This is a genomic window from Micromonospora sp. SL1-18 (genome assembly GCF_047921505.1).
In the GTDB taxonomy this organism is placed as follows: domain Bacteria; phylum Actinomycetota; class Actinomycetes; order Mycobacteriales; family Micromonosporaceae; genus Micromonospora.
Genome location: NZ_JBLROA010000004.1, coordinates 13,039 through 29,723, shown reverse-complemented (window position 1 = coordinate 29,723; position 16,685 = coordinate 13,039). Strand labels below are relative to the sequence as shown.

General features: G+C 74.1%; 11 protein-coding genes. 7 read left to right on the top strand and 4 right to left on the bottom strand.

Going from position 1 to position 16,685, the window contains the following annotated elements:
* Positions 1 to 6 precede the first annotated feature (6 nt).
* Positions 7 to 3,399, top strand: a complete 3,393-nt coding sequence (locus ACNAW0_RS02640; RefSeq protein WP_416286042.1) for an error-prone DNA polymerase — start codon at positions 7 to 9, stop codon at positions 3,397 to 3,399.
* Positions 3,400 to 3,426: 27 nt separating this feature from the next.
* Here the strand turns inward: ACNAW0_RS02640 and ACNAW0_RS02635 are convergent, their stop codons facing one another.
* Positions 3,427 to 4,146 carry a sulfite exporter TauE/SafE family protein gene (locus tag ACNAW0_RS02635; protein ID WP_416286041.1) on the bottom strand — a complete coding sequence of 240 codons (720 nt, stop codon included), beginning with the start codon at positions 4,144 to 4,146 and terminating at the stop codon, positions 3,427 to 3,429.
* Positions 4,147 to 4,329: 183 nt separating this feature from the next.
* Between ACNAW0_RS02635 and ACNAW0_RS02630 the strand changes: the two genes are divergently transcribed.
* The 5 genes from ACNAW0_RS02630 (at position 4,330) to ACNAW0_RS02610 (ending at position 8,257) form a co-directional block, all read left to right on the top strand.
* Entirely contained in the window at positions 4,330 to 4,506 is a 177-nt protein-coding gene (locus tag ACNAW0_RS02630; RefSeq protein ID WP_416286040.1) for a hypothetical protein, read from the top strand.
* A 14-nt stretch (positions 4,507 to 4,520) separates the two neighbouring features.
* Positions 4,521 to 5,270, top strand: a complete 750-nt coding sequence (locus ACNAW0_RS02625) for a methyltransferase domain-containing protein (protein WP_416286039.1) — start codon at positions 4,521 to 4,523, stop codon at positions 5,268 to 5,270.
* Positions 5,267 to 6,430 carry an alkaline phosphatase family protein gene (locus ACNAW0_RS02620; protein ID WP_416286038.1) on the top strand — a complete coding sequence of 388 codons (1,164 nt, stop codon included), beginning with the start codon at positions 5,267 to 5,269 and terminating at the stop codon, positions 6,428 to 6,430. Before ACNAW0_RS02625 ends, ACNAW0_RS02620 begins: the two co-directional genes overlap by 4 nt.
* Before the next feature lie 59 nt (positions 6,431 to 6,489).
* Positions 6,490 to 7,749 (top strand): DNA polymerase IV, encoded by a 1,260-nt coding sequence (locus ACNAW0_RS02615; protein WP_416286037.1) that lies wholly within the window; start codon positions 6,490 to 6,492, stop codon positions 7,747 to 7,749.
* 115 nt (positions 7,750 to 7,864) lie between these two features.
* Positions 7,865 to 8,257 carry a DUF3040 domain-containing protein gene (locus ACNAW0_RS02610; protein ID WP_089006001.1) on the top strand — a complete coding sequence of 131 codons (393 nt, stop codon included), beginning with the start codon at positions 7,865 to 7,867 and terminating at the stop codon, positions 8,255 to 8,257.
* 98 nt (positions 8,258 to 8,355) lie between these two features.
* Here the strand turns inward: ACNAW0_RS02610 and ACNAW0_RS02605 are convergent, their stop codons facing one another.
* From ACNAW0_RS02605 to ACNAW0_RS02595, 3 genes are all read right to left on the bottom strand, one after another.
* Positions 8,356 to 10,812, bottom strand: coding sequence for a transglutaminase TgpA family protein (locus ACNAW0_RS02605; RefSeq protein WP_416286036.1), 2,457 nt, complete (start codon positions 10,810 to 10,812; stop codon positions 8,356 to 8,358).
* Between the two features lie 96 nt (positions 10,813 to 10,908).
* The gene (locus ACNAW0_RS02600; protein ID WP_416286035.1) at positions 10,909 to 12,207 is read right to left on the bottom strand and encodes a DUF58 domain-containing protein; all 1,299 of its coding nucleotides are present in this window, start codon (positions 12,205 to 12,207) and stop codon (positions 10,909 to 10,911) included.
* Position 12,208: 1 nt separating this feature from the next.
* The gene (locus ACNAW0_RS02595) at positions 12,209 to 13,258 is read right to left on the bottom strand and encodes an AAA family ATPase (protein ID WP_416286034.1); all 1,050 of its coding nucleotides are present in this window, start codon (positions 13,256 to 13,258) and stop codon (positions 12,209 to 12,211) included.
* Positions 13,259 to 13,649: 391 nt separating this feature from the next.
* Between ACNAW0_RS02595 and leuS the strand changes: the two genes are divergently transcribed.
* A complete protein-coding gene (gene leuS, locus ACNAW0_RS02590) occupies positions 13,650 to 16,514 on the top strand; it encodes a leucine--tRNA ligase (protein ID WP_416286033.1) in 2,865 nt (954 codons plus the stop codon).
* The last annotated feature ends 171 nt before the right edge of the window (positions 16,515 to 16,685 follow it).

Sequence of the window (16,685 nt, the reverse complement as noted above, 5' to 3'; positions counted from 1 at the left end):
GGGCCGGTGAGCTTCCACAACCCGAATCTGCCCTGGTCGGAGTTGGAACGGGTGCTCTCCGGGCGGTCCGGCGACGGGCGGGGCGGCGACGGGCGGGGCGGGCGGTCGCGGGGCGAGCGGCACCTGCACGTGGTGGACCCCCTCGCGGTGGACGCCGACGGCGGCGACTCCCCGGCGTGGAGCCGCAAGCGGCAGCAGTACGAGCCGCCCGAGCTGCCCCGCCCAGACGACGACGCGGTGCCCTACGCGGAGCTGCATGCGCACTCCAACTTCAGCTTCCTCGACGGCGCGAGCCATCCGGAGGAGCTGGCCGAGGAGGCCGCCCGGCTGGGGCTCACCGCGCTCGCCGTCACCGACCACGACGGCTTCTACGGCGTGGTGCGCTTCGCCGAGGCGGCCCGCGCGCTGCACCTGCCGACGGTCTTCGGCGCGGAACTCTCCCTCGGGCTGCCCGGCCCGCAGAACGGTGAGCCCGACCCGCTCGGCCGGCACCTGCTGGTGCTCGCCCACGGTCACGAGGGGTACGCCCGGCTGGCCGCCACCATCTCCCGCGCCCAGCTGCGCGGCGGCGAGAAGGGCCGCCCGGTCTACGGCGAGCTGGAGGAGGTCGCCGCGGAGCTGCGCGACCACGTGCTGGTGCTCACCGGCTGCCGCAAGGGGCACGTGCCCACCGCCCTGCTCACCGAGGGCGTCGACGCCGCCGCCCGGGAGCTGGACCGGCTCGCCCAGCTCTTCGGGCCGGAGACGGTGGCGGTGGAGCTGACCGACCACGGCCACCCGGTCGACGCCGACCGCAACGACGCCCTGGCCGAGCTGGCCGCCGCGGCGGGGCTGCCCACGGTCGCCACGAACAACGTGCACTACGCCACCCCGGGGCGGCGTCGACTGGCCGCCACCGTGGCCGCGGTGCGTGCCCGGCGCAGTCTGGACGAGATCGACGGCTGGCTGCCCGCCGCCGCCACCGCCCACCTGCGTAGCGGCGCGGAGATGGCGGCACGGTTCGCCGCGTACCCGGGCGCGGTGGCCCGGGCCGCCGAGTTCGGCGCGGAACTCGCCTTCGACCTGCAACTCGTCGCGCCGCAGCTGCCGGCGTATCCGGTGCCGCCCGGGCACACCGAGATGAGCTGGCTGCGCCGGCTGACCATGGACGGCGCCCGGGAACGCTACGGCCCGCCCGAGGCGCACCCGGAGGCGTACGCGCAGCTGGAGCACGAGCTGCGCATGATCGAAGACCTCGGCTTCCCCGGCTATTTCCTGGTGGTCTACGACATCGTCACGTTCTGCCGCGAGCAGGACATCTACTGCCAGGGCCGGGGCTCGGCGGCCAACTCGGCGGTCTGCTACGCGCTGCGGATCACCAACGTGGACGCGGTGCGGCACCGGCTGCTCTTCGAGCGCTTCCTCGCCCCGGAACGCGACGGCCCGCCCGACATCGACGTGGACATCGAGTCCGACCGCCGGGAGGAGGTGATCCAGCACGTCTACGCCCGGTACGGCCGGGAGCACACCGCCCAGGTCGCCAACGTCATCTCGTACCGGCCCCGGTCGGCGGTGCGGGACGTGGCCAAGGCGTTCGGCTTCTCGCCGGGGCAGCAGGACGCCTGGAGCAAGCAGATCGACCGGTGGGGCTCGGTCGCCACGGTGGACGTGGCGGACATCCCCGAGGACGTCATCACGTACGCCAACGAGCTGCAGAGGTTCCCCCGGCACCTGGGCATCCACTCGGGCGGCATGGTGATCTGCGACCGGCCGGTGATCGAGGTCTGTCCGGTCGAGTGGGGGCGGATGCCGGGCCGCAGCGTGCTGCAGTGGGACAAGGACGACTGCGCCGCCGTCGGGCTGGTCAAGTTCGACCTGCTCGGCCTCGGCATGCTCTCCGCGCTGCACTACGGCTACGACATGATCGGGTCCCGGCTCGACCTGGGCGACATGACCCTGGACGACCCCGAGGTCTACGACATGCTCTGCCGGGCCGACTCGGTCGGGGTGTTCCAGGTGGAGAGCCGCGCCCAGATGGCCACCCTGCCCCGGCTCAAGCCCCGCGTTTTTTACGACCTGGTGGTGGAGGTGGCGCTGATCCGTCCCGGCCCGATCCAGGGCGGCTCGGTGCACCCGTACATCCGGCGCAAGAACGGGCAGGAGCCGGTGACGTTCCCGCACCCGCTGATGTGCAACGCGCTGGAGAAGACCCTCGGCGTGCCGCTGTTCCAGGAGCAGCTCATGCAGCTCGCCATCGACCTGGCCGGCTTCGACGCGGCCGGGGCCGACCAGCTGCGCCGGGCGATGGGCGCGAAACGCTCGGTGGAACGGATGGCGCAGATCGCCGACCGGCTCTACGCCGGGATGGCCGAGCGGGGCATCACCGGCGAGCTGGCCGACGACGTCTACCGCAAGCTCACCGCCTTCGCCAGCTACGGCTTTCCGGAGAGCCACGCGATGAGCTTCGCCTACCTGGTGTACGCCAGCTCCTGGCTCAAGCGCTACCACCCGGGCCCGTTCCTGGCCGCCCTGCTCAACGCCCAGCCGATGGGCTTCTACTCGCCGCAGACCCTGGTCGACGACGCCCGCCGGCACGGCGTCGAGGTACGCCGGCCGGACATCAACGCCAGCGGCGCGAAGGCGGTGCTGGAGTCCGCTCCGGAGACCCGGTGGGGGAGCCAGCCGGGGGAGCCGCCGCACGCCTGGGGGCTGGGCGGTCCGGCGGTCCGGCTCGGGCTGGGCAGCGTACGCACCCTCGGCGACGGCGTGGCCGAGCGGATCGAGGCGGAGCGGGCGGCCGACGGGCCGTACCGCGACATGCCGGACCTGGCCCGCCGGGTCGGTCTGACCGCCGCGCAGCTGGAGGCGTTGGCCACCGCGGACGCCTTCGCCTGCTTCGGGCTGACTCGGCGGCAGGCTCTCTGGGCCGCCGGCGCGGCGGCCCAGGACCGGCCGGGCCGGCTGCCCGGCACGGTGACCGGCGCGACCCCGCCCACCCTGCCCGGGATGGAGGCGGTGGACCGCCTCGTCGCCGACGTCTGGGCCACCGGCCTGTCCCCGGAGAGCCACCCGGCCCGGTTCATCCGGGACCGGCTGGACGCCCTGGGCGCGGTGCCGATCGTCCGGCTCGGCCGGGTGGAGCCCGGCCAGCGGATCCGGGTCGGTGGGATCGTCACCCACCGGCAGCGGCCGGCGACCGCGGGTGGGGTCACCTTCCTCAACCTGGAGGACGAGACCGGCATGCTCAACGTCACCTGCTCGCCGGGGCTCTGGCAGCGCTACCGGCGGGTGGCCCGGACCAGCGGGGCGCTGGTGGTGCGGGGCCGGTTGCAGCGGCACGAGGGCGTCCTCAGCCTCACCGCCGACCGGCTGGACGCGATCGAGCCACCGGTCACCCCGGCCTCCCGCGACTTCCGCTGACCGCAGGCTCAGCGGGTGACCCCGGGCTCAGCGGGCGAGGGCGGCGAGCGCGGCGCCGGCGCTGCCGAGCAGCCCGGCCAGTACGATCCGGCGGAACACCACCGGGTCGATCCGGTGGAACAGCTGGTTCCCCAGCCACCAGCCGAGCGGCACGGCGGGGAGCGCCGCGAGGGCGATCCGTACCACGTCGGCGTGCATCTGACCGGCGAGCAGGAATCCCGCCAGCCCGATGAGCCCGGTGCCGGCGAACGTCGCCGCCACCGTCGCCCGGAAGGTACGCGGGTCGTAGCCGAGGGACTGGAACGCGGCGACCAGCGGCGGCCCGTTGGTGCCGGTGGCGGCCGTCAGCACGCCGACGAGCACGCCGACCGCGCCGAGCCCGACCGGACCGGTGCGGATCCGGGCACCGCTCCACACCAGCGCGACGCAGCCGAGCACCACCACTGCGATCAGCGCGCTGAGCAGCCATTCCGGGGCGTACGCGAGCACCAGCAGGCCGACCGGCAGACCGAGCAGGGCGGTGGCGGTGAGGATCGCCACCACCCGCCACCGGGCGTACGCGCGCTCCCGGACAGCCGCGGTGAGGGTCAGCGAGATGCTGGTCAGCGCCGACACCACGACCGCGCTGCGCGGGTCGATCGCGGCGGCCAGCAACGGCACGGTCAGCAACGCGTACCCGAAGCCGCTGACCGTCTGGGCGAAGGCTCCGAGCAGCACGATGCCGAAGGCGCTGAGCAGGACGACCACCAGGTGAGCCTGATCCGGTCGACGATGGGCCGGCAACCGGCCCACCTCGTGGAGACCTTCGCCACACCGCGCTGGCAGTGGGCATGTTGTTGATCACATCCGCGTTCCAGGGATCGGCGGGCCGGAGATACGGTCCGCCGACGTGGGCAGAGTGGCCCACGTAGGAAAAGAAGGTGGAGAACGATGACGGGGAGCAACACCCATCGCGGTATCGCCAATGCCCGCCGGACCCGACTCGGTGCGGACTGGATCCCGGCACACGACACCGAGGCGCACGAGTACCCGGTGACCGACGGGCCGGTGGCCAACGCCCGCCGCTCCCGTGCCGAGGAGGACCCGGCCGGAGGTGGCGAGTCCTGACCCCGGTGCCGCGGGTGACTAGGCTCGGCGGGGTGGAACAGACCCGAACCCTGACCCCTCGTACCGCCGTGATCTGGGCGGTGCTGCGGGCCGAGTTGGGCCGGCGGGCCGGCGAGCAGCTCACCGTGCTCGACGTCGGCGGCGGGACCGGCGGTTTCGCCGTCCCGCTCGCCGAGGCCGGCCACCGGGTCACCGTGGTCGATGCCAGCCCCGACGCGCTCGCCGCGCTGACCCGCCGGGCCGCCGAGGCCGGGGTCGCCGAGCGGGTACGCGCGATCCAGGGCGACGGTGACGCGCTCGCCGGGCTGGTCGAGCCGGCCACCGTCGACCTGGTGCTCTGCCACTCCGTGCTGGAGGTGGTCGACGACCCCGCCCCGGTGGTCGCCGCGCTCGCCGCCGCCCTGCGCCCCGGCGGCGCGGCCAGCGTCCTGGTCGCCGGCCGGGCCGCCGCCGTGCTGACCCGGGCGATGAACGGACACCTCGACGTCGCCGCCGCGCTGGCCGCCGACCCGGACGGCAGCGCGGGCCCCCGGGACACCCTGCGCCGGCGGTACGACGCCGACGGTGCCGCGGCGCTGCTCGCCGCCGCCGGGCTCGCCGTCGAGGAGATCCACGGCGTACGCGTCCTCGCCGACCTGCTCCCGGCCGCGGTGGCGGACGGCCAGCCGGCCGCCCTGGTCGAGCTGGAACGGGCCCTGGCGGCCCGGCAGCCGTACCGGGACCTCGCCGCCCAACTGCACCTGTTCGCCCGCCGCCCGGCATGACCGGCCCGGCGGTGGATCCGCTCGAGGAGGTCATGCCCCGCTACGGCGGCGGCAGTCTCGCCGACATCCTGCCCAGCGCCCTCGCGGTGCTCGGCGTGCCCGGCGCGGTCGACCTGCTCGGCCTGGGGTCCCGGCTGGCCGGGGTACGCCGGATCGCCGTGCTGCTGGTCGACGGGCTCGGCTGGTACCAGATCCCCACCGCCGCCCCGTACGCCCCGACCCTGGCCGGCCTGGCCGCCACCATCGGCACGCCGCTCACCTCCGGCTTCCCCTCCACCACCCCGACCAGCCTGGTCACCCTCGGCACCGGCACGCCGTCCGGAGCGCACGGCGTGCTCGGCTTCAAGGTCCGGGTCCCGGGCACCGACCGGGTGCTCAGCCACATCGAGTGGGCCGGCGACCCGGAGCCGTTGCGCTGGCAGCCCGTACCGACCTGGTACGAGCGGGCCCGCGCGGCCGGGGTCGCGGTCACCGTGGTCAGCCGCCCGGAGTACGGCGGCAGCGGGCTGACCCTGGCCGCGAACCGGGGCGGCGACTACCGGGGCGCCTCCGACGTCGACGCGCTCGCCGGGCAGATGCTCACCGCCCTCGCGGCCGGTGCCGGGCCGGCCCTGGTCTCCGGGTACCACCCCGACCTGGACCGGCACGGGCACCTGAGCGGGGTCGACTCCGTGCCCTGGCGGCTGGCCGCCGCGGAGGTGGACCGGCTGCTCGTCCGGCTGGTCGACGGGCTGCCGCCGGACGCCGCGCTGCTGGTCACCGCCGACCACGGGCAGCTCAACGTGCCGGCGGACCACCGGATCGACCTGGACACCGATCCCCGGCTACGGGCCGGCGTGCGGGTGGTCGCCGGCGAGCCCCGGGTCCGCTACCTGCACGTCGAGCCGGGTGCCACCGCCGACGTGGTGGCCGCCTGGTCGGCGGTGCTGGGCGGCACCGCCCGGGTGACGACCCGGGACGAGGCGGTGGCCGCCGGTTGGTTCGGGCCGGTGCCCGAGGAGCACCTGCGCCGGATCGGCGATGTGGTGGTGGTCTGCCGGGGCACGTACGCGGTGGTCGCCACCCGCTCCGAGAAGCCGATCGAGTCCCGGCTGGTGGCCTACCACGGCGCGGACACCGCGGCCGAGATGACCATCCCGATGCTGGTCGTCCGCGGCTGACCCGCCGGACCGACCAGCCGGGCGGCGGGATTGTCGGACTGGGCGGCTAGCGTGCGGGCATGGGTCGCAGCCAGTCGTTGCCCCGGGGCGGTGATCCGCGCTTCGGGCCGGACGCCGACGACACCGGCTGCCCGATCCTGCACGCCGACATGGACGCCTTCTTCGCCTCGGTGGAGGTGCGCCGCCGGCCCGAGCTGCGCGGCCGGCCCGTCGTGGTGGGCGGGATCGGGCCGCGCGGGGTGGTCAGCTCGGCCAGCTACGAGGCCCGCCGGTACGGCGTCCGCAGCGCCATGCCCACCGCCCGCGCCCGCGCGCTCTGCCCGGACGCGGTCTACCTGCCGCCGGACTTCGCGCAGTACTCGGCGGCCTCCCGGGCGGTGATGCAGATCTTCCGGGACGTCACCCCGCTGGTCGAGCCGCTCTCCCTGGACGAGGCGTTCCTCGACGTGGCCGGCGCCGGCCGGCTCTTCGGCCCCCCGTCCCGGATCGCCCGGCTGATCCGCCGCCGGGTCGTCGAGGAACAGGGGTTGACCTGCTCGGTCGGCGTGGCGCCGAGCAAGTTCGTGGCCAAGCTCGGCTCCACCCGGGCAAAGCCGGACGGCCTGCTCGTGGTGCCTGCCGCCCGGGTGCTGGAGTTCCTGCACCCGCTGCCCGTGGCGGCGCTGTGGGGGGTGGGGGAGCGCTCTGCGGAGGCGCTGCGCCGGCTCGGCCTGAACACCGTCGGCGAGTTGGCCGAGGCGCCGGCCGGCCTGCTCCGTCGGGCGGTCGGCGAGACGGCCGCGACCCACCTGCACGAGCTGGCCTGGGGGCGGGATCCGCGCCGAGTTTCCCCGGAGCAGGTAGAGAAGTCGATCGGCGCGGAGGTGACCTTCGACACCGATGTCACCGATCCGACGCAGATCCGTCGCGCCCTGCTGGCGCTGGCCGAGAAGGTCGGTGCCCGGCTGCGCGCGTCCGGCCAGGTGGGGCGCACGGTGTCGCTGAAGGTCCGGCTGGCCGACTTCCGCACGGTCAACCGGTCTCGCACCCTCGCCGTGCCGACCGACACCGCCCGGGAGATGTTCGACACGGCCTGGGTCCTGTGGGCCGCGCTCGCCCCCGACGAGCCGGTCCGCCTGGTCGGCGTACGCCTGGAGGGGCTGGCCGCCGCGGAGGAGACGCCGCGTCAGCTCACGCTCGGCGCGCCGGAGCGTGGCTGGCGGGAGGCGGAGGCGGCGGCGGACGCGGCGGCCGCCCGATTCGGGCGGTCCGTCATAGGTCCGGCCAGTCTGCTCGCGACGCGTGATCCAAGACGGGCCGAAAAACCGGCCGGGCCATAGGTCGTCCCGCTTTCCGACGCGCGAGCCCCCTCGTAGACTGGCGGGTAAGCAGCCGGCTGGCTGCCACGGTCTGTCGGTCCGACCGGGCCGACCAACGTGACCGGGGAGGAGTGCCGTGCCGCTCTCGGAGCACGAGCAGCGGCTGTTCGAGCAGATCGAGCGGTCGCTTGCCGAGGACCCCAAGTTCGCCTCGGCCGTGCGCGCCAGCGACCCGCGTTTCCACGCGCGGCGTCGCCTGCTCGTCGCTGCCGGCGTGGTCATCGCTGGTCTGGCCCTGTTGATCTACGGTGCCGTGATCAAGACGCCGCCGCTGGCCGTGGCGGGCTTCGTCGTGATGCTGGCCTCGCTGGGCTACGCGGTGCAGTCGCACCGGCGATCCCAGTCGCCCGACCTGCACGTGGTAGGGGGCACGACGAGCCGTCGTCCCCGTGGCCGGGCCGGCCGGCGGGGCTCGTTCCTCGACCGGATGGAGGATCGCTGGCGGCAGCGCCCCGAGGGGCACCGCTGACCACGCCCCGCCGCTGAGGCGGGCCGTTTCGCCGCGGCAGCGCGTGCCCGTGGTGGTCCCTGCCCACCGGCGGGGGAGCGCCGGCGGGCGGGGACCGGTCAGCGGGCCGGCCGGCCCGCCAGCAGGCGCCGCGGGTTCCAGCGCAGCAGCCGCTGCCGCACCTGCCCGCCGCCGGTGACCAGCCGGGCCGAGTTTTCCGCGACCGCGGCCCGCCAGCGCAGCAGCACCGACGGCGGCAGCAGGACCGCCATGATCCGGGTACGCCGGTCCGCCCGGGCGGCGAGCGCCCCGCGTACCGTCCGCACGGCCCGGTGCAGTGCCTCGCCGGTCAGCGGGTCGCGGGCGTAGCGGGCCCGCTCCTCCGCCAGGCCGAGCAGCCGCACCCCGGTCGCCGCCCCAGCGTCCTCGCCGACGGTCTCCACGGCCAGCCGCTCGGCGGTCGCCCGGGGGGTCTCCGTCCGGTCGATGCGGACCTGGAAGTCCACCAGGGTGTCCAGCAGTTCGTCCCAGGCGGCGTGTGCGTCGGCCCGGGCCCGGTCGGCGTCCACCCCGACCACGATGTCGCGCACCTCGCCGCGCTGGCCGGGCACGGTGGCCAGCGCGGTGGCCACCGGCACCGGAGCCCGCGCCCGCCGACGCCGCCGCAGCGCGGAGCGGCGCAGCGCCGGCACCGCGAGCAGCGCCAGCAGGGCGACCAGGCCGGCCGTCCACCACGGCCAGATCGGCGACTGCCGGGTGGGGCCGCCGTCGCCGACGGAGAGCCCCTGGTCGGCGTCCTTGTCGAGCCGGTCCGGGCTGTTCGGGCCGGCCGAGGCGTCGACCCCGCCCGGGGCGGAGGTGCCTCCCGGCGACGGGGTGGTCGGGTCCGGGGCGTCGGTGTCGGGGGCCCAGGCCGACCGGACCGACCCCTGCACGCTGGCCGCCGGGGTGGCGTCGAACGGCACCCAGCCGATCCCGCCGAAGTAGACCTCCGTCCAGGCGTGCAGGTTCTTGTTGGTCAACACGTAGGTGCCGCCGGTGTTGCTGCCGTTGGTGAAGCCGAACGCCACCCGGGCCGGGATGCCGGCCGCCCGGACCAGCCAGGCCATTGCGGTGGCGTACTGCTGGCAGAAGCCCGCCTTGCCGTCGAGGAAGTCCGTGATGTCGTCCCCGCTGCTGCCACCCTCCGTGGAGAGCGAGTACCGGAACCCGTTCTCCGCCGAGAAGTAGTCGTAGATCGCCCGGACCTTGTCGTAGTCGTTCTGCTTGCCCTTGACGAGCCGCTCGACCAGCTGGTCGACCGTGCGGACCGACGGCGTGACGGTCTGCTGGCGCAGCACCGGGTCGTCGGCCGGCAGGGAGGGCGCCGTGCGCAGCAACGACGGGCTGTACGTGGAGCGGACGTAGTCGAACGAGTAGCGCTTGCCCCGCGAACTCTCGCGGTTGGAGAAAACGACCTGGAGGCTCGGGTCGTAGAGCCAGCTGCCGCTGAGGTTGTCGGTCTTCACCGGCTCGGCGTAGACCGGCACCAGCGGCATGTTGAGGTTCTTGACCTCGACGGTGGCCCGGTAGCGGTGCCGCTCGACGCCGCGGCCGGCGCGCTCCGCCGGGTCGGGCAGGCCCCGGTTCACCGGCCGCCCGGTGGGGGCGCGGTCCCGGAAGCCGCCCGGGCGCAGCTCGTCGGCCACTCCGAAGCGCAGGTAGAACGGCGCGGGCTCGTTGGTGGTGACCCTGACCAGCTCGGTCACCGCGGTCTGGTTGAGCTGGCCACTGAGCGCGGAGAACAGGTCGATCCGGCCGGTGTTGCCGCCCTGGCCGGGCCGCCCGGTGCCGTCGCCATTGCCGACCCGGTCCAACAGCCCGCCGGTCATCCCGGGCACGGCCAGCGGCAGCGCCACCGCGAGGGCCACCCCGACGACCGCCAGCCGGCGACCCGCGGCGGCCAGGGGCGACGCCTCCCAGACGTCGACGTCGCGGCCCTCGCCGGTGAACCGGCGGCCGAACCGGCGTACCCGGTCGACGTTGTCGGTGACCAGCAGCCACAGGTAGCCGGAGGCGCCCACCACGAACGGGGTGGCGGGAACGCTGTCCACGTAGACCGCCACCGGCACCGAGTAGATGGCCAGCATCGGCAGCCCGGCCAGCGCCGGCCGGCGCAGCCCGACGCTGAGCACGTCCACCACCACCGCCACGACGCCGACGCCGACGACGGTGAGGAAGAGCAACGAGTCGACGTCCTGCACCTTCACGCCGTACGCGCGCATGTCCCGCGCCGACGCGCCGAGCAGCTCGCCGAAGTGGGCGAAGGTGGCCGGGGTGGGCAGGAACGCCAGCAGCTCGGTGCCGCCCGGGAAGAGCCAGGTCAGGGCGAGGACAAGGCCGGCCAGCATGGCCAGGATCTGACCCCACAGGGGGGCGCGGGCCATCCGGCTCAGCGCGGCGGCCGCAGCGACCGCGGCGACCGCGATGGCCGCCTCGACCAGCCACGTCCAGCGTTCGAAGATCGCCGACAGCGGCGCCGCGGCCAGCAGGGTCGCCGCCGCCGCGACGAAGCCGAGGTTGCGGTGCGCGGTCACGCCGCCGCCTCGCTCCGCTCGCCGGCGGCGCGACGCGCCCCGGTGCTGAGCCAAATGGTTCGCTCGCTCCGCTCCCTCACGAGATCACCCTTCCGGTCATCGCACGCCTCCGGCCACCGTCTCCGCCAGCGCCGCCCGCAGCGCGAAGCCCTGCGAGCCGCGGCCCGCCTGCGGCCAGAGCACGGGCAGCCGGTTGCCGTGTTCCACGCCGATCACCCGCCATCCGCTCTGCAGCAGGGTGAGCGCGGCACTGCCGTGCGCGTGCTCCGCCTCGGCTCGGGCCTTCGGCGGCAGGTTCAGCCAGGTGTTGCTGTCGAGCAGGAAGCCGATGCAGGTCGCGCCGTTGCCGCGCAGGCTTGCCAGCAGTTCGGCCTCGGCGGTGCTCAGCGTGCCGAACAGCGCGATGATCAGGCCGCCGTCGGCCCGCTGTCGGACCTGCTGCACGAGCGTGGTGATCTCACCGCGCTTGCTCAGGCGTACCTCGGCGAGGTGGTCGAGGAACACGCCCTCGCCGGCCGCCTCGGTGGCGTCCACGTCCGCCCCGGAGCCGGTGACCAGGCGCAGCTTGTAGCCGGCCTGGCGCAGATGCACGGCGATGCTGGCGGCGGCCGAGACCGCCCATTCGAAGCTGGCCGTCGGCCCGTCGCCGCGGTGCCCGACGGTGCGGGTGTCCAGGATGACCGTCGCCCGGCTCTCCCACGGCTGCTCCTCCCGGCGCACCATCAGCTCGCCGGTGCGGGCCGTCGACTTCCAGTGGACCCGGCGCAGGTCGTCGCCCATCCGGTATTCCCGGGTGGCGGCATCGTCCTCACCGTGCACCGCCACCGAACGGGCCCGGCTCTCGCCGCTGCCCGCGTACTCGCCGGGGAGCCGGACCGCCGGCAGCGGGGTGACCTGCGGGATGACCGTGAGATGGTCGACGCTGGGGAAGGCGCGGCTGAGCTCGCAGAGCCCGAACGGGTCGGTCAGCCGGATCATCAGCGGGCCCACCTCGTACCGGCCGCGCACGTCGGCCCGGACGGTGTACGCCACCGAGCTGGCCTGGTGCGCGCCGAGGCGCTCCAGCACCACCCGGGGCCGGCTGCCCAGCGCGTACGGCAGCCGGTCCTCCAGCAGCAGGGTGCCGGTGGGCAGGCGGGACAGGTTCTGCAGGCGCAGCACCACCCGGGAGCTGGCCCCGACCGGCGCCCGGTGCGGCTCCAGCGAGCGGTTGCAGGCGAGCTTGTAGCGGCTGCGGCCGACGTACGCCGCCGCGAGCAGCGGCAGGACGGCGAGCAGGACAGCCACCCGGAGCAGGTCCTTCTCGCCGAGGATGGCGGCGGAGATGGCGGCGGCGACCGCGGCCGCCAGGAAGGAGCGGCCGCGGGTGGTCAGCCCGCGCAGCCCGTCGCGCACCTCACGGCCTCCGCGGCTCGTACGGCCCGCGCCCGTTGCCGCTGGGCCGGGTGTCGTACGGGGAGCGCTTGCGGTCGTTCGGCAGCGGCAGCCGGTGCACCAGCTCGGCGACGATCGCGTCGGTGGTGCGCCGGGCCAGCTGCGCGTCCGCGGTCGGGATGATCCGGTGCGCCAGCACCGGCACCGCGAGGGCCTGCAGGTCGTCGGGGAGGACGTAGTCCCGGCCCTCCAGGGCGGCCACCGCGCGGGCGGTGCGCAGCAGCTGGAGGGTGGCCCGCGGGGACGCGCCGAGCCGCAGGTCGGGGGCCTCGCGGGTGGTGGTGACCAGGTCGACCGCGTACTGCTTGACGGCGTCGGCGACGTGCACCTGCCGGACGTGGCCGATGAGCTGGCGGACGGTGGCCGCGTCGGAGACCGGGCGCAGCTCGGTCAGCGGGTCGGTGGCCCCGTGGCCGTCCAGCATGGCGAGCTCGGCCCCCGCGTCCGGGTAGCCCATCGCGATCCGGGCGGTGAACCGGTCGCGCTGCGCCTCCGGCAGCGGGTACGTCCCCTCCATCTCGATCGGGTTCTGCGTCGCGATCACCATGAACGGGGTCTGCAGCTGGTAGGTGACCCCGTCGACGGTCACCTGCCGCTCCTCCATGCACTCGAGCAGGGCGGACTGGGTCTTGGGCGAAGCCCGGTTGATCTCGTCGCCGACCACCAGGTTGGCGAAGACCGCGCCCGGGCGGAACTCGAAGTCGTGCGTCTCCTGGTTGTAGACGCTGACCCCGGTGACGTCGCTGGGCAGCAGGTCCGGGGTGAACTGGATCCGACGTACCGAGCAGTCGATCGAGCGGGCGAGGGCCTTGGCGAGCTTGGTCTTGCCGACGCCGGGCACGTCCTCGATCAGCAGGTGGCCCTCGGCGAGCAGGACAGCCAGGGCGAGCCGGACGGTGGCCGTCTTGCCCTCGATGACCTGCTCGATGTTGGCCACGATCGCCTCGCTGGCGGCACGGAACTCGTCGTGCGGCAGCAGACCGCCCACCTCGTCCCAGGTCTGTTGTGTCACGGGCGTCCTCCTCGTCGCCTGGACGGCAGCGCTGAATAGAGCACCTGGACCCGCCGTTTGGTTCGCGACGTCGAGCCACGTCTGCCGCAGAAATCTCACTAGCCTCTCAGGCTAACCATGTTTGTAGTTGCCGCCGACCCTCGCAGCCGGTCGGTCGGTTACGCCCCAAATATTCGCCGGACCGAGGGATCGTCCCGACCCGTGGAGCGGGCGGGAGGGCCGACGGGCAGGAGGAGTAGACTGCCGTCATGGCCGGAGCCTTCCTGCTTCTTACCGAGCCGTGCTGATGCGCTGAACGCGCGACAGCACGGCGGCCCCTCCTGCGCGGGGGGCTTTTTTGTGCCCGCAGCAGACCTCCTATATCCGACATGACCCGCGCCGAGGAGACGCCATGAGTGAGGCAGCCGCACCGGCGACCGACATCCCCCCGTTCCGGTACACCGCGACCCTGGCCGCGCAGATCGAGCACCGCTGGCAGGACACCTGGGAGCGGGAGGGCACCTTCCACGCGCCGAACCCGACCGGCCCGCTGGCCGACCCCGACCACCCACGGGCCGGCGCCGAGAAGCTGTACGTCCTGGACATGTTCCCGTACCCGTCGGGCGCCGGCCTGCACGTCGGCCACCCGCTGGGCTACATCGGCACCGACTGCTTCGCCCGCTACCAGCGGATGGCCGGGCGTAACGTGCTGCACGCCATGGGCTTCGACGCGTTCGGCCTGCCCGCCGAGCAGTACGCGGTGCAGACCGGCACCCACCCGCGGACCACCACCGAGGCGAACATCCGGCGCTACAAGGCGCAGCTGCGCCGGCTGGGGCTGGCCCACGACGAGCGCCGCTCGGTGGCCACCATCGACACCGATTTCTACCGCTGGACCCAGTGGGTCTTCCTGCAGATCTTCAACTCCTGGTACGACCCGGACGCGAAGAAGGCCCGCCCGATCGCCGAGCTGGTCGCCGGGTTCGAGGGGGGTGACCGGCTCACCCCGGACGGCCGGCCGTGGGCCGAGCTGACCGTGGGCGAGCGGCGGAAGGTCGTCGACGACCACCGGCTGGCGTACGTCTCGGAGGCGCCGGTGAACTGGTGCCCGGGGCTGGGCACCGTGCTGGCCAACGAGGAGGTCACCGCCGACGGCCGCTCCGAGCGGGGCAACTTCCCGGTCTTCAAGCGGAACCTGAAGCAGTGGATGATGCGGATCACCGCGTACGGCGACCGGCTGCTGGACGATCTGGACAAGCTGGACTGGCCGGAGCCGATCAAGCTGATGCAGCGCAACTGGATCGGCCGGTCCCAGGGCGCGCACATTGTTTTCCCGACCTCGACCGGTGATTCGGATTTTGCGGGCGCAGCCCGCATCCAGGTGTTCACCACCCGGCCGGACACCGTCTTCGGCGCCACCTACCTGGTGCTGGCCCCCGAGCACCAGCTGGTCGACGTGCTGGTGCCGGCGGCCTGGCCGGCCGGGACGAAGGAGGCCTGGACCGGCGGGCACGCCAGCCCGCGGGCGGCCGTCGAGGCGTACCGGAAGGCCGCCGCGGCCAAGACGGACGTGGAGCGGCAGGCGGAGACCCGGGAGAAGACCGGCGTCTTCGTCGGGGCGTACGCGACCAACCCGGTGAACGGCGCGAGCATCCCGATCTTCATCGCCGACTACGTGCTGGCCGGCTACGGCACCGGGGCGATCATGGCGGTGCCCGCCCAGGACGAGCGGGACTGGGACTTCGCCGAGGTCTTCGACCTGCCGATCGTGCGTACCGTGCAGCCGCCGGAGGGCTTCGCCGGCAAGGCGTACACCGGGGACGGCCCGGCGGTCAACAGCGCCGCGCCCGACCGCGGCGTGGACCTGGACGGCCTGGGGGTGGCCGACGCGAAGGCGCGGATCATCGAGTGGCTGGAGGCGAACGGGCACGGCACCGGCGCGGTCACCTGGCGGCTGCGCGACTGGCTGTTCTCCCGGCAGCGCTACTGGGGCGAGCCGTTCCCGATCGTGTACGACGAGAGCGGCACGCCGATCGCGCTGCCCGAGTCGATGCTGCCGGTCGAGCTGCCCGAGGTGGACGACTTCTCGCCGCGCACCTTCGACCCGCAGGACGCGGCGAGCAACCCGGAGACCCCGCTGTCCCGGCGGCGCGACTGGGTCGAGGTGGAGCTGGACCTGGGCGACGGGCCGAAGCGCTACACCCGGGAGACCAACGTGATGCCGCAGTGGGCCGGCTCCTGCTGGTACGAGCTGCGCTACCTGGACCCGACCGACAACGAGCGCTTCGTCGACCCGGAGAACGAGGCGTACTGGATGGGACCGCGCGCGGCGGGCGACTGCGGTGGCACCGACCTGTACGTCGGCGGCGCCGAGCACGCGGTGCTGCACCTGCTGTACGCCCGGTTCTGGCACAAGGTCCTGTACGACCTGGGCCACGTCTCGTCGTTCGAGCCGTTCCGCAAGCTGTTCAACCAGGGCTACATCCAGGCGTACGCCTACACCGACGCCCGGGGCGTCTACGTGCCGGCCGAGGAGGTCGTCGAGGTCGACGGCCGGTTCTTCCACGGCGAGGCCGAGGTCAACCGCGAGTACGGCAAGATGGGCAAGTCCCTGAGGAACGTCGTCACCCCGGACGAGATGTGCGCGGCCTACGGCGCGGACACCTTCCGGGTGTACGAGATGTCGATGGGCCCGCTGGAGGTGTCCCGGCCCTGGGAGACCCGGGCGGTGGTCGGCTCGTACCGGTTCCTGCAGCGGGTCTGGCGGGCGGTGGTCGACGAGCAGACCGGCGAGTCGCGGGTCACCGACGCGCCGGCCGACGAGGCGACCCGCCGGCTGCTGCACAAGGTGATCGACGGGGTGCGCGGCGACATGGCGGAGGTCCGGTTCAACACCGCGATCGCCAAGCTGATCGAGCTGACCAACGCGCTGACCCGGCTGTCCGCCACGCCGCGCGAGGTGGCCGAGCCGTTGGTGCTGATGCTGGCGCCGTTCGCCCCGCACGTCGCCGAGGAACTGTGGCAGCGGCTGGGCCACGCCGGCTCGCTGACGTACGCGGACTTCCCGACCGCCGACCCGGCGCTGCTGGTCGCCGAGACGGTGACCTACCCGGTGCAGGTCAACGGCAAGGTGCGCGGCCGGATCGAGGTGGCCGCGGACGCCTCCGAGGACGACGTCCGCGGGGCCGCGCTGGAGGCGGTCGAGGGCTCGCTGGCCGGCAAGGAGCCCCGCAAGGTCATCGTGGTCAAGGGCCGCATGGTCTCGGTCGTCGCCTGACGCTGCCCGTACCGCCGCAGGCGCGTCCCGTGCTCGGGGCGCGCCTGCGGCGTTTCCGGGTCTGGGCTCGCGGCGGTGGACGACGGCCATGGCGCCAGCAGGGCGGCGATTCCCACGTCACCGGTGAACACCAAGACGCATCGCGGCCTTGGGTAATCGAAGAAGTTCCAA

Excerpts from the sequence above, each read along its gene's own strand:
- ACNAW0_RS02630 (WP_416286040.1), top strand. The coding sequence starts at position 4,330 with ATGACGGGGAGCAACACCCATCGCGGTATCGCCAATGCCCGCCGGACC.
- ACNAW0_RS02620 (WP_416286038.1), top strand. The coding sequence starts at position 5,267 with ATGACCGGCCCGGCGGTGGATCCGCTCGAGGAGGTCATGCCCCGCTAC.
- ACNAW0_RS02615 (WP_416286037.1), top strand. The coding sequence starts at position 6,490 with ATGGGTCGCAGCCAGTCGTTGCCCCGGGGCGGTGATCCGCGCTTCGGG.
- leuS (WP_416286033.1), top strand. The coding sequence starts at position 13,650 with ATGAGTGAGGCAGCCGCACCGGCGACCGACATCCCCCCGTTCCGGTAC.